The organism is Candidatus Poriferisodalis sp., assembly GCF_965262965.1.
Lineage (GTDB): Bacteria > Actinomycetota > Acidimicrobiia > Acidimicrobiales > Poriferisodalaceae > Poriferisodalis.
This window is the reverse complement of record NZ_OZ253573.1, coordinates 1,552,863-1,565,573: the sequence shown is the minus strand read 5'-3', so window position 1 is coordinate 1,565,573 and position 12,711 is coordinate 1,552,863. Positions and strand designations below refer to the sequence as shown.

Below are 12,711 nucleotides of genomic sequence, written 5' to 3'. Positions count from 1 at the left end.
CAGCCGGGCGCCGCATCACGCTGCGCCCAAGGCCGCGCCGATCAAAAAGCGCAGCCCTACCGATTGAAGAGTATATGAGAACTCTTCAATCAGCCATGCGAGAAGTTATATCTGCTGAATGTGGGCTCAGCCGACCGCGCCGACCTCGTGCAGCTTCGCGATGTCGTCTGCGTCGAAGCCCCAGTCGGCGAGCACCTCGTCGGTGTTCTCGCCCGGTGACGCCGGCGGCCGAGCGACCGTGCCAGGGGTACGGCTGAATCGGGGTGCAGGCGCGGGCTGCATCACGCCTTCTACCTCTACGAAGCTGCCGCGGGCCACGTTGTGCGGGTGCAACGGTGCTTCCTCGAGATCCAAGACCGGGGCGTAGCAGACGTCCGAGCCGGCCATGATGGCGTCCCACTCGTCGCGGGTCTTGGTCCTGAACACCTCTGCCAGCCGGGCACGCTTGTCAACCCACGCATCCCGGTCGTTGCGGTCCACGGTGGGAGCGTCGGCCAGGCCGGTCTTGGCGAGCAGTTCGTCGTGGAACTTGCCCTCGATCGACCCGACCGAGACGAACTTGCCCTCGGAGGTCTCGTACACGCCGTAGTAGTACGCCCCGCCGTCGAGGAAGTTGGACTCGCGCTCGTTCGCCCAGCCGCCCGATCCGTAGATGCCGTAGATCGCAGCCATCAGCGATGCAGCGCCTTCGGTCATGGCGGCGTCCACAACCTGGCCCTCGCCCGAGGTGCGCGCTTCGAGCAATGCGGCTGCGATGCCGAACGCCAGGTACATGCCGCCGCCGCCGAAGTCGCCGACAAGATTCAGCGGCGGGCTGGGCGCATGGCTCGGGCCGATCGCGTGCAGCGCGCCGGTGAGCGCGATGTAGTTGATGTCGTGGCCTGCGGCATGCGACATCGGGCCTTCCTGGCCCCAGCCGGTCATGCGTCCGTACACCAGCTTCGGATTGCGGGCGAAGCACTCGTCGGGGCCCAGTCCGAGCCGCTCGGTGACGCCGGGGCGAAAGCCCTCGATCAGCGCATCGGCCTGTTCGACCAGCTTCAGCACGGTCTCGACACCGTCCGGTGACTTCAGGTCGACCGCGACCGAGCGCCGGCCACGGTTGAGAACGTTGTACTTACGGCCCCGGTCGATGCCCAGATCGGCAGGCGCCATGCGGTCGACCCGCACCACGTCAGCGCCGAGGTCGGCGAGCAGCATGGCGCAGAAGGGGCCTGGACCGATGCCGGCCAGCTCGATCACCTTGATTCCCTGCAGCGGTCCCATCGGTTCCTCCCCGTCGGCCAAAGCGGCTGAAGCTGTCGAAGTCGTGCTCTCGAAGTCTGGCACGCCGCACGAGACGCCGCCCGGGGGTGAGAGGCGTGGGTTGCGTTGCGGTGTGTGGTGTGCGGTGTTCGGGGTGGTGCTGGTGTCGGTTTGGGTGCGGTGATGTCGTTGTGGGTTGATCCGGGTGTGGTGATGTCGTTGGGGGGTCGTTGCGAGGCTTTTGTATGACATCCCTGTTTTACAGTCTTTGTCATGAAGCGCTGAGATGTTCGCAGCGATTCGGCGGCGGGAATGCCGACTGGCTCCGTGGCGCCTGCGCTGTTGTCGCCGGCTGAGCGGGTGTCGCTTCGGGCCGAGCCGACATCGCTTCGGGTCGATCCGGTGTTGCCGGTTGGGCCGGTGTCGTTTTCGGTGGAGGGTGTGTTGTCGGTGCTGCGCGGGGCGCGTGACGTGGTCACTCGGGCGTCGCGGGTGCCGCTGGGCGACACCGGCTGCGAAACCCTCGACGATGTCGTCGCCGTCGCGGCACGGTTGCGGTCAGCAACAGACGCTGTGCTGCTCGCAGCGACCGCCGCACTCGAAGCCGCGCGTGCGGGTTCGGGCCGTTCGGCGTTGCGTGAGCGGGCGCGTGTGAGCAAGCGCGACGCCAGGCGCACCGCCGAGGTCGGCGAGCAGGTCGCACAGATGCCGAATGTTGCGCGGGGCCTCGCAGTCGGCGAGTTGAACGTCGAGCACGCGGCTGTGCTTGCCGACGCTGCGCGGCGCACGAGCCCTGACGCGGTCGATTCCGCTGCCGGCCTGCTCGAAGCCGCTGCTCAGGTCTCGCCTGAGACGCTGCGCGACCAGGCCAAGAAGTTCGCGGCCCGCCACGACCCTGGCGCTGTGGAGTGCGAGCTGGGCCGTCAGCGCCGCGAACGGTGCGCTTCGTTGTTTGTCGATGAGTCCACCGGGATGGGCGTGCTGCACGCCGAGTTCGACCCGGTCAGCTTCGCGTTGGTGCGCCAGGCACTCGAGAACTACAACGACGCCCTGTGGCGTCTCGACGGCGGACGCGACGCAACACCAAACCAGATCCGCGACAACCGCCAGCGCCTCGCCGGCAGCCTCTTCGAGATGGTCACCGACCGCAACGCCCTGGCCACCATCGGTCGCCCCGCCGCACACCCCCCCAACCGCGGGCCTCGCCCACAAACCGACGACGAACACCGCGGGCGCAGCGATGACAGGCACGGCGGGCGCAGCGATGCCAGGCACAGCCGAGACGGCGATGCGGGCGGCGATGCTGCCTCTGAGAGCCCGGCGGACCGCTCGATCGATCGCTGGCGGGCCGCGCAAGCACCCAACCAGGTCGTGATCATCGCCGAGACCGGCGTCATCGACGGCACCAAACCCCACGGGCTCTGCGAACTGCTCGGCGCCGGACCGGTTCCGCCGTCAATCCTCGATGATCTGTCACCGGACACCCGCATCAGCGGCGCACTGTTCGACACCGACGGAGAGATCCTGTGGCTCGGACGCAGCCGCCGACACGCCAGCGTCGCCCAACAACTCGCCATCGCAATACGCGACCGCGGCTGCGTTTTGTGCCGTGCCCCGATGCACCGCTGCGATGACCACCACATCGACGAATGGAAAGCCGACAACGGCAACACCGACACCCCGAATCTCGCAGCCCTGTGCGGCGACTGCCACAACAAGCTCCACAACAACAACGAACGACTTGAGCGACGCCCCGGCCCCGGCAGATGGACCACCACACCACGCACCCACACCACCGGCCAAACCAGCCACACAACAGCGACCGGACCACCGTGATCCCACCCCCGCGGCCGGCGACACCACCACCAACGCCACCGTTGGCGTCGGCCTCGGCGTCTGCGATGCCGGCGACACAGTGCTTTGTGTCTGACTTTGCTGCGGAGGGTCCACCGGGCTCACCAGCACCTCCAACCCCACCGGCACCGACCACCACCCCAACCACCCCAACAACACACCCAGCGCCCAGCACCCGACAGACCCTTGGGACTGTCGGAATTTTTGTGTAACCGGCCGTGATGGTGTTCATCGGATGTGGTCGGCGATGCGGTCGCCGTAGTGGACGGTCAGTGTGTTCAGGATGGTTGTCCAGCCGTTGGTCTTTGCGGTCAGGTTGGTTCGGTTCTTGGGTTTGGCGGTGGCGACAAGGTAGAGGGTCTTCGTTGCTGTTTGTTCGTTGGGGGAGTGTCCTCGGTGGCGCACTGCCCTGCGGAAGCGGGCGTTGAGGCTCTCGACGGCGTTGGTGGTGCAGACGACGCGGCGCAGCTCGGGCGGGAACTCCAGGAACGGGGCGAACTCGTCCCAGGCCTGGCGCCAGGAGCCGATCATGGCGGGGTAGGTGCCTTCCCAGTCGCCGGCGAAGGCCTCGAAGCGTGCCTCGGCGGCCTCGACGGTGGAAGACGTGTAGATGTCGCGCATGGCCTTGGTGATGGGCCCCCAGTGCTTGGTGGATGCGTAGCGCAGGCTGTTGGCGCCATGTGCACCGCGCAGGTGGGCACCGTCGCGTCGGGCCAGGTCGCCCGGATCGAGGAAGGCAGTCCTTTGAGTCCGTCGCAGCACACGATCAGCGCGTCGGCGAGACCCCGGTTGCGCAGCTCGGTGAGCATCGTCGCGCATTGTTTGGCGCCCTCGCCGCCGGCGGGGCCCAGCCACAGGCCCAGCACGTCGCGTTCGCCTTGAAGATCCACGCCGATGGCGACATACACGGGCCGGTTGGCGACCTGGGAGTCGCGGACCTTGATCACGATCGCGTCGATCAAAAGCACCGCGTAGACCGCGTCGAGGGGCCGGTTCTGCCACACCGCCATGTCCGCGACGATCCCGTCGGTGATCTACCGGGATCGTCTCCCGGCTCACCGAGGTGTCATAGATCTCTTCAAGATGCGCCCCGATCTCTCCGGTGGTGAGCCCCTTCGCGTACAGCGAGATCACATTGCCCGACAGCCCGTCGAGACGGCGCCGATGCTTGGGCACCGTCACCGGGCAGAAGGACCCCGCACGGTCACGAGGCACCCGCAGATCGACCTCGCCGATCTCGGTGGTCACCCGCTTGGGGGTCGACCCATTACGAGAGTTCGGGGTCCCGCGGCCCTCGACCGCATGACGCTCATAGCCCAGATGCTCAGTCATCTCGACCTCGAGACCGGTCCGGGGGCACCCGGCGCACCAGCCCGGTCAACAAGCCGCCGTCGCCGGTCAGCTCCACGCCCTCGGCGCGTGCCTGGGCCACCAGCCGCTCGGCCCAGTCGGCCATCGCTGCCTCGCCGGCAGCTTCGCTCGCCGGCACAGCCGGCATGTCATGATCAGTCACAGACATGATCCTTCCCAGCCCACAGCCCTCAGCTGCGGACCCTCAGATCACGCCCGATACACAAACTTTCTGACAGGCCCGTCGGAAAGTCTGGGTGTGGGTCCTGGTGTTGGGGGGCGTGATCGCGGATGATGGTGGGGTGCGCGGTTCGGCTGATGGTCAGGGTTCGATTTTCGATGTCGGGGTGATGGTGGGCGGCCTGCTCGACTCTGAGGGTTTTTTGGCGACGTTGGGGCAGGCTCGGGGCGAGTTGTTCTGTGATGCCGATTTTGATGCGTTGTATGCGTCGGGCCGTGGTCGGCGGTCGCATCCGCCGTCGGTGGTTGCGGCGTTGTTGTTGTTGGGGTTGTTCTATGGGGTGTCGGACCGTGAGGCGGAGCGGCGTTCGCGGTTCGACATGTCGTGGAAAGCGGCGCTGGGTCTGCCGTTGGAGCATCGCGGGATCGCGCATGTGGTGCTGGTGGAGTTCCGGGCGCGTCTGGTGCGCGCCGGGATGGAGAGCTTTTTGGGGGATCGTGTCAAGATCGCGGCCAAGCGCGCCGGGGTGATCGGCCATCGACGCACGATGGACTCGACCGGTGTGGCGGACTCGGTGCTGACCCAGGACACGATCACGCTGATCAGGTCCGGGGTCCGCAGGTGCGTCGGGGCGCTGGCAGCGCTCGACGCCGATGCCGGGGCGCAGCTGGCCGGGCTGTTGTCGCGCGACGACTACGGGCGGCAAGGCAAGCCGCAGGTCATGTGGGCAGACCCCCGGGCGCGGGCTGCTTTGGTCGCGGAGCTGTTCGGCGACGCCGAGACCGTCATCGGGTTCTGCGCCCGTTTCGACGATCCCGGCCTGGGAGCAGCGGTCGAGATGTTGAGGGTCGTGGCGGGCCAGGACATCGAGATCGCCGCCGCCGACGACGGAGCCGAAACGGCACGGATAGCTCAAAGGGTGGCCCCGGGCCGGGTCGTCTCCACAGTCGATCCCGACGCTCGGCACGGGCACCGTTCGCGCACCGACCGCTACGACGGATACAAGCTGCACGTCTCTGCGGATGTGGACTCGGACCTGATCTGCTCAGCGACCGCGACGCTCGCGACCGTCCACGACGCCGCTGTGATCGGTGACCTCATCGACGCCGACCCGGTCCCGGTCGCGGAGATCATCGCCGACACCCACTACGGATCCGGGCCCACCCGCCGAGCGATGGCCGACCGAGGCATCGACCTCGTCGCCGCCGCCGCGCCGATCCCGGCCCGCGAAGGCATGCTCACCAAAGCCGACTTCGACATCGACCTCGAAGCAGCGACGGTCACCTGCCCGCAGGCAAACACCGCACCCATCCCGCCGCCGCGCGGCGCCAAACGGCGCCAGGTGCGGTTCGCGGCAACGGATTGCTCCCAATGCGAGCTCAAGGCGCGATGCACCACACGCGACGGCGGCCGCATCATCGAGATCAACCCATACGAAGAACTCCTCGCCCCCGCAAGAGCACAACGCCACGAACCCGAATTCCTCGCCAGATACCGACTGCGATCCCAGGCCGAACGCAAGATCGCCCAGATCAAGTCCCGCACCAAAAACGTCCCCTGGCGCGGCCTCGACAAAGCCAACCTGTGGCTCGACCTGCGCATCGCCGCCCTCAACCTCGACCGCGCCGGCCGCCTCGGCATCATCAGGCAGAACACCCGCCCCGACCAGCGACCCCGGGCCCCACTGGCCGACCGACGATGTGCCTGGGCATCATCACGCAGAACACCCGCGCCCAACCCACCCCGAACCACCGACCAGACAACCGCGCACGCACAACAAACAACACACACCACACCCCAATTGCCGACCACCCTCCTAGCGCTCCCGCGGTCGGCAGCGAGAACCGCCACCTGTCCCGAAAGCCTCACAGGGGCGCCAAGTATCCTTGCCGGATGCGCGCTGGGGAACTCCGTCGAGCGTTCAGCTCGTTCTGGGCCGAACGAGGCCATGAGGTGCGCGCCTCTGCGAGCCTGATTCCCCACGAGCCCTCGCTGCTGTTCACGGTGGCGGGCATGGTGCCGTTCATGCCCTATTTCCTGGGCGAAGAGGTGCCTCCGTCACGCCGCATGACCACCATCCAGAAGTGTGTGCGGGCGGGCGGCAAGCACAACGATCTCGACGACATCGGCCGGACGAATCGGCACTTCACCTTCTTCGAGATGATGGGTAATTTCAGCTTCGGCGACTACTTCAAGGCCGAGGCCGTCCCGTGGGCGTGGGAATTCGTGACCGAGGTGCTCGGCCTCGAACCCGAGAAGCTGTGGATCACCGTTCACGTCTCTGACGACGAAGCTGCCGAAATCTGGCGTGACTCGGTCGGCATTCCCGCTGAGCGCATCCAGCGCCTCGACAAAGACAATTGGTGGGCGGCGGGCGACATCGGCCCGTGCGGGCCCTGCAGCGAGATCTTCTACGACCTCGGACCCGAGCACGGCGGTGACGGTGGACCGGCACTGGGCGGAGAGGACCGCTTCATCGAGGTCTGGAACCTCGTGTTCATGCAATTCGCGAACGACGGCACGGGTGAGCTGACCCCACTCGATGCGCCCGGCATTGACACTGGCGCTGGCCTCGAACGCATCCTCGCCGTGCTGCAAGGCGTTCCGTCGGCCTGGGACATCGACCTGTTCGCGCCGCTGCTGGCCGAGGCTGAGCGGATCTGCGGCAAGTCCTACGGCGCCGACTCAGAGACCGATGTCTCGATGCGCATCTTCGCCGACCACGCGCGGGCTACCGCAATGCTGATTAGCGACGGCGTCTTCCCGTCCAACGAAGACCGGGGCTACGTCCTGCGCCGCATCATCCGCCGTGCGGTGCGGCACGCGTGGGTGCTGGGTGTCGAGGAGGTCGTGATGCCACGGCTGACCGACATTGTCGTCGACGTGATGGGCGATCACTACACCGACCTGCGCACGAATCGGGAGTTCATCAGCGACGTAGTGGGCCGCGAGGAGGAGCGCTTCCGCACGACGCTCGCAGCAGGTCAGCGGATTCTCGACGAGGCCATTGCGAAGCTGGAAGGCGGCGCCGACGGTCCTGTGCTCGATGGGTCGGTGGCCTTCCTGTTGCACGACACGCACGGCTTCCCCGTCGAGGTCACCGAAGAGATCCTCGCTGAGCGGGGCATCAGCCTCGACGGTGCCGGCTTCGCAGCAGAGATGGAGGCCCAGCGCCAGCGAGCACGCGCCGGGCGAGCGGGCGGGCCAACCTTCGCCGACGAGCGCTACCGCGAGATCTTGGCGCAGTTCGGCCCGACTGAATTTATCCGTGACGCGTCGGCGGTGTCTGAGGCGCGGGTACTGGCGGCCTTCGAGATCGACTCCGCCGCAATCGAGCCAGCTCTGCTCGCTGATGCCGATGAAGCACACGGTTATGCGTACGTCGAGGTGTACTTGGATCGCACTCCGTTCTATGCCGAGAGCGGCGGGCAGATCGGCGACGTTGGCACCATCAACGGTTCGGCCGGGAGCGTCGAGGTGCTCGACTGCACCTACGCCCTTGCTGACCTTCACCGCCACATCGGGCGTGTCCGAGGGGGCGGCGTCGAGGTTGGGTCACTGGTGGAGGCTCAGATCGACGATGTGCGACGTGCAGCGATCCGGCGCAACCACACGGGCACCCACATCCTTCACTGGGCACTGCGCGAAGTGCTAGGCCAGCATGTCAAGCAGGCAGGCTCGCTGGTGGCTCCCGATCGGCTCCGTTTCGATTTCAGTCATTACGACGCGGTCACGCCCGAGCAATTGCGCGAGATCGAGCGACTGGCCAACGCCGAGATCATCGCCAACGGCCGGTGCCGTCACTACGAGACCTCGATGGACGACGCGCAGTCCATCGGCGCCATCGCCTTCTTCGGCGACAAGTACGGCGACGTTGTGCGCGTGCTGGAAGCCGGCGAGCACTCAGTGGAGCTGTGCGGCGGCACTCATGTCGCGGCGCTGGGAGACATCGGGCATCTGCGGATTGTCTCCGAGTCCAGCATCGGCTCGAATATGCGGCGCATCGAGGCAATGTCCGGTCTCGCGACCGTCGAGCGTCTTGCGGACGTCGAGGACCTGCTGGGCGGGCTGGCCGAGCTGGTCAACGCGCCCGCCGACGAGTTGGCCGGCGCGGTGCGCAGGCGGCTTGACGAGACCAAGGAGCTTCGTCGGCAGGTTCGCGACCTCCAGCGCGCCCTAGCGTCGGGTCGGGCCACCGAGCTCGCCGAGGCAGCCACCGATGGCGTCGTCATCGCAGATCTTGGCGATCTCGAGCGTGATGCTCTGCGAGATCTGGCGGTCTCAGTGCGCGACCACGACGGCATCCGGGCGGTGGTGCTGGCGTCAGCGCCGTCGGGGGGTGGCGTGGCGCTGGTGGCGGCAGTGGATCCTGCGGGGACGCTGTCCGCGGCCGACCTTCTGCGAGATGCGGCTCGAACCGTCGGTGGCGGCTTCGGCGCGAAGGGCGACCCGCCGCTGGTGATGGCGGGCGGCCGCGATCCTGAGGGCATCGGCGCAGCGCTGGACCAGGTCCGGGCCGCGGCGCTTGGCGCCTGAGGCCTGCGGGGATCATGCCGCGGCCCCCGAAGCGGGCGATCGGCGTCGATCTCGGCACCAAGCGGATCGGCATTGCCATCTCGCCTGCCGATGCGGCGGTGGCGGTGCCGTACGAGGTGCTCAATCGCAGCGGCGACCGCGCCCGAGACCACCGCGCGCTCGCCGGTATGGTCGCAGACGTGGGTGCTGAGGTGGTCGTCGTCGGCCTCCCGATGTCGCTGGATGGCAGCGAGGGTCCAGCAGCCGTCGCAGCTCGGACTGAAGCTGGCGAGATCTCGGCCGCGTTGGGTGCGAGCGTGCGCGTCGAGATGTACGACGAGCGCTTCACCACCGTGACTGCGGATCAGATGCTGGCTTCGCAGGGAGTGAAGGGCCCAGCCCGACGCAAGATCATCGACAAGGTCGCCGCGGCAGTCATCCTGCAGTCCTGGCTGGACGGACAGTGACCGACGGTTCCCCAGTGCCCGGTTCCCCAGTGCCCGGTTCCCCAGTGCCCGGTTCCCCAGTGCCTGGCTCCCCAGCGTCCGGTTCCCCAGCGTCCGGCCCGCCAACCAGCGGAACCGACTCGGCGACGAAACTGCGCCTTCCGACCGCCGCAGACCGCCTGTTGCGCAACGCACTGCGTGTCGTCGGCCTCGAGGCGCCGTCGGACTCGCCGCCCGCAGAACCTGGGCTCGCTGCGGGGCCGGCCATCGAACCCGAACGCAAGACGCTGGCCGCTCCGCGTGCCGACGGTGGAGAACCCCAGACTGCGGTGCCCCCGCCAGAGCCGCCCGGCGGACGCCGAGGCGTCGACTACGAGGTCGTCAGCAAGCGCCGCGGCCCGGGCACATTCGGCGCGCTGTTGTTCCTGGCGCTGCTGGGTCTCGTCGCGTGGACCGCGGGCAGCCGCGGCTACCGATGGGTTCAGCACCAGCTGGACCCTCCGGGCGAACCCATCCACGAGATTGTGTTGACGCTGCCGCCGGGCTCGAGCACCTCGAGCATCTCTGACTTGCTCGCAGGCCAGGGCGTCATCGAGAGCTCGCGGGCCTATGAGTGGTACGTGCGGCTCAAGGGAGGGCCCGCGTTCCAAGCTGGCGAGTACACATTCCGCGCCAACTCGTCAGTCTGGGAGACCATGGAGGTGCTCGAAGCGGGACCCTCACGGGTCGCACAAGCCTTTCAGCGGCGCATCACGATCCCCGAAGGGCTGACGGTGGCGCAAATGGCCGAACTGCTCGACGAGACGCCAGACCTCGCCTTCGGCGGACAGGAATTCATCGAGGCAACGCGGTCGAGACGGCTCTCGCTGGTGGCTCCCGCGCCGCTCAACCTGCCCGACGGCGTGATCGATCCTGCCGAGGGACAGCTCTTCGCCGACACCTACTTCGTCGACGGCGACACGAGCGCTGAGCAATTGGTGGCGCTTATGGTCGATCGTCTCGATGCCGTGCTCAACGAACTGGAGTTCAGCGACGCGCCGCAGAGGGTCGGCCTGACGCCGTATGAAGCGCTGATTGTGGCCAGCATGATCGAGCGCGAAGCCCAGCGACCGGAGGATCTGGCCCCCGTCGCCCGGGTGATCTACAATCGCTTGCAACAGGGATGGTCGCTCGGCCTCGACGCCACGGTCGTGTACGCCGTCGGAAGCAGCGAGCTGACTGTCGAACTGCTGGCGGTCAACTCGCCGTACAACACCCGTCTGTTCGTCGGGCTGCCGCCCACGCCGATCGCGGCGCCGGGCCGAGCGTCGCTTGAAGCAGCGCTGAATCCGGAGCCGGGGCCATGGATGTTCTTCGTGCTGACCGACTCGGACGGGACGCTGTCATTCTCCGAGACGATCGAGGACTTCCAGCGCGACAAGGCCGTCTGCGTCGAATTGGGGCTCTGCGGGTGAGTCCGACCGGGCAAAGTGAAGCGAGATCAGAGTCGGCCGAACTACGTGGGGACAATGTGGAGCGGCTCGCCAGAGAGGGATCGAAGGGCGCCGAAGTGACGCCGGTCCAGGGTGAGAATGGTGTTTGTCCGGTAGCGCTCGGCGAGCACCACCAATGAGGCGTCGATGAGGCCGATGCCCAGATCTCTGTCGCGCTCTATCACACTGGCGGCCACAGCGACATCGGCAGGGCCAATCTCGGCGAGTTCGTAAGCACCGCTCGCCAGCTCGGTCAACACTGCCAGCTCGGCATCGACGCCCTTGCGTGTTGCTACGAGGTAGTCAAGCTCGGCCACGACATACGGCGACACGACCATGGTTCCGTTGTGCTCGGCAAGCCAGCTGGCTACTGCGTCGTGCTGAGGTCCCGATTCGCTGTAAAACGCGATCAGAGCGCTGGTGTCGGCGACGATCATCGTTCGCCAAATCCCCGCAGCAGTTCGTCGGTCTGCTCGGCCCATGCGCTGTCGCCCGGAATGATCCCCGGACGGGGCAGCGGCCGGGATACTGCGTCCGCGACTGCTTGGCGGATCACCTCAGCCTCTGAGCACGACCGCAGCCGCGCCTCGCGTTCGACGCCGGATTTGATGGATGCCGGGAGGTAGACAGTGGTCTTGTGCATGCCATATATGGTACCACCACCAGCTAACGAGGAGTTCCAGAGCGACAAGGCTGTGTGCGTCGAATTGGGTCTCTGCGGGTGAGTCGCGTCGGGCAGAGTGAGGAGATGAGCGACGAACAGGCGCACCAGCGCCCTAGCGGGCGCACCGAATTGATGCTGCGCCCTAGCGGGCGCACGAAGGTCGCCGGAGTGATCGGTGATCCCGTGCAGCATTCACTCAGCCCGGCGCTGCACAATGCGGCGTTCGAGCATCTCGGACTGGATTGGGTCTACACGGCGTTTGGAGTGCCCGCCGGACAGGGCGCCGATGCGGTGGCAGCGATGCGCGTGCTGGGGATTGAGGGCCTGTCGGTCACCATGCCCCACAAGGATGACGTTGCTGCTGCCTGCGACGAGCTGTCGTTTGCAGCTGCATTGCTCGGCGCCGTCAACTGCGTGTGTCGTGACGGCGGCCGGCTGATCGGGGAGAACACCGACGGTGCCGGCTTCGTCAATTCGCTGCAAGCGCAGGCGGGCATGTCCCCAGCAGGCCTCGACGCGTTGGTGTTGGGGGCGGGAGGCGCCGGGCGCGCGGTGATCGCGGCGCTCGCGGCCGGCGGCGCCTCGGTGACGGTGGCGAACCGCTCGCCTGCAGCTGCGGAGCGAGCCGCCGCAATCGGCACATCAGCGGCGGGCGGCGGCGGCGCGGTCGTCGTCGGAACTGCGGCGGCTGCGGGATCGGCCGATCTGGTTGTGAATGCCACGTCGCTGGGGATGTCCGCCGGTGATCCGCTGCCGCTGGAGGCGTCCTTGCTGACCGAAGGTCAGGTTGTCGTCGATCTCATCTACCAGCCCGAGCGGACACCACTGCTTGAGGCCGCCACAGCCGCGGGCGCCACGACGCTCAACGGTGTCGGAATGCTCTTGTTCCAAGCGGCCGAGCAGTTCAGGATGTGGACCGGCCACGAGGCACCCGTCGATGTGATGGCGTCCGCCGTCGGCTTGCAGCTCGCCGGGTAGAACCCC

The 12,711-nt window shown here is 67.2% G+C and carries 9 protein-coding genes and 1 pseudogene; 6 read left to right on the top strand and 4 right to left on the bottom strand.

Translation table 11 applies throughout. The features are described 5' to 3' along the window. Nucleotides 1-126 precede the first annotated feature (126 nt). A complete protein-coding gene (locus ACQY5K_RS07475; RefSeq protein ID WP_428121584.1) occupies nucleotides 127-1,266 on the bottom strand; it encodes a CaiB/BaiF CoA transferase family protein in 1,140 nt (379 codons plus the stop codon). A gap of 291 nt (nucleotides 1,267-1,557) precedes the next feature. On the opposite strand from ACQY5K_RS07475, the gene ACQY5K_RS07470 reads away from it, so the two are divergent. Continuing rightward, nucleotides 1,558-3,081, top strand: coding sequence for an HNH endonuclease signature motif containing protein (locus ACQY5K_RS07470; RefSeq protein WP_428121581.1), 1,524 nt, complete (start codon nucleotides 1,558-1,560; stop codon nucleotides 3,079-3,081). A 246-nt stretch (nucleotides 3,082-3,327) separates the two neighbouring features. On the opposite strand, the pseudogene ACQY5K_RS07465 reads toward ACQY5K_RS07470, so the two are convergent. Next, nucleotides 3,328-4,597 (bottom strand): annotated as a pseudogene (locus ACQY5K_RS07465) (IS256 family transposase). Between the two features lie 109 nt (nucleotides 4,598-4,706). Here ACQY5K_RS07465 and ACQY5K_RS07460 point away from each other — a divergent pair. The 4 genes from ACQY5K_RS07460 to mltG all read left to right on the top strand — a co-directional run bounded on the left by ACQY5K_RS07460 (nucleotide 4,707) and on the right by mltG (nucleotide 11,045). Further along, a complete protein-coding gene (locus ACQY5K_RS07460) occupies nucleotides 4,707-6,605 on the top strand; it encodes a transposase (RefSeq protein ID WP_428121579.1) in 1,899 nt (632 codons plus the stop codon). Next, the gene (alaS, locus tag ACQY5K_RS07455) at nucleotides 6,524-9,166 is read left to right on the top strand and encodes an alanine--tRNA ligase (protein ID WP_428121577.1); all 2,643 of its coding nucleotides are present in this window, start codon (nucleotides 6,524-6,526) and stop codon (nucleotides 9,164-9,166) included. The genes ACQY5K_RS07460 and alaS overlap by 82 nt, the downstream gene beginning before the upstream one ends. Nucleotides 9,167-9,180: 14 nt before the next feature. Further along, the gene (ruvX, locus tag ACQY5K_RS07450; protein ID WP_428121575.1) at nucleotides 9,181-9,612 is read left to right on the top strand and encodes a Holliday junction resolvase RuvX; all 432 of its coding nucleotides are present in this window, start codon (nucleotides 9,181-9,183) and stop codon (nucleotides 9,610-9,612) included. A 161-nt stretch (nucleotides 9,613-9,773) separates the two neighbouring features. Beyond that, entirely contained in the window at nucleotides 9,774-11,045 is a 1,272-nt protein-coding gene (gene mltG / locus ACQY5K_RS07445) for an endolytic transglycosylase MltG (RefSeq protein WP_428121573.1), read from the top strand. A gap of 41 nt (nucleotides 11,046-11,086) precedes the next feature. On the opposite strand, the gene ACQY5K_RS07440 is transcribed toward mltG, so the two are convergent. Together ACQY5K_RS07440 and ACQY5K_RS07435 are read right to left on the bottom strand one after the other, a co-directional pair. Next, nucleotides 11,087-11,500, bottom strand: a complete 414-nt coding sequence (locus ACQY5K_RS07440) for a PIN domain-containing protein (RefSeq protein WP_428121570.1) — start codon at nucleotides 11,498-11,500, stop codon at nucleotides 11,087-11,089. Next, entirely contained in the window at nucleotides 11,497-11,706 is a 210-nt protein-coding gene (locus tag ACQY5K_RS07435; RefSeq protein ID WP_428121568.1) for a CopG family transcriptional regulator, read from the bottom strand. Before ACQY5K_RS07435 ends, ACQY5K_RS07440 begins: the two co-directional genes overlap by 4 nt. 105 nt (nucleotides 11,707-11,811) lie before the next feature. Between ACQY5K_RS07435 and aroE the strand changes: the two genes are divergently transcribed. Next, a complete protein-coding gene (gene aroE / locus ACQY5K_RS07430) occupies nucleotides 11,812-12,705 on the top strand; it encodes a shikimate dehydrogenase (RefSeq protein WP_428121566.1) in 894 nt (297 codons plus the stop codon). Nucleotides 12,706-12,711 lie beyond the last annotated feature (6 nt).

Excerpts from the sequence above, each read along its gene's own strand:
- ACQY5K_RS07435 (WP_428121568.1), bottom strand. The coding sequence starts at position 11,706 with ATGCACAAGACCACTGTCTACCTCCCGGCATCCATCAAATCCGGCGTC.
- ACQY5K_RS07475 (WP_428121584.1), bottom strand. The coding sequence starts at position 1,266 with ATGGGACCGCTGCAGGGAATCAAGGTGATCGAGCTGGCCGGCATCGGT.
- ACQY5K_RS07470 (WP_428121581.1), top strand. The coding sequence starts at position 1,558 with ATGCCGACTGGCTCCGTGGCGCCTGCGCTGTTGTCGCCGGCTGAGCGG.
- aroE (WP_428121566.1), top strand. The coding sequence starts at position 11,812 with ATGAGCGACGAACAGGCGCACCAGCGCCCTAGCGGGCGCACCGAATTG.
- alaS (WP_428121577.1), top strand. The coding sequence starts at position 6,524 with ATGCGCGCTGGGGAACTCCGTCGAGCGTTCAGCTCGTTCTGGGCCGAA.
- ACQY5K_RS07440 (WP_428121570.1), bottom strand. The coding sequence starts at position 11,500 with ATGATCGTCGCCGACACCAGCGCTCTGATCGCGTTTTACAGCGAATCG.
- ruvX (WP_428121575.1), top strand. The coding sequence starts at position 9,181 with ATGCCGCGGCCCCCGAAGCGGGCGATCGGCGTCGATCTCGGCACCAAG.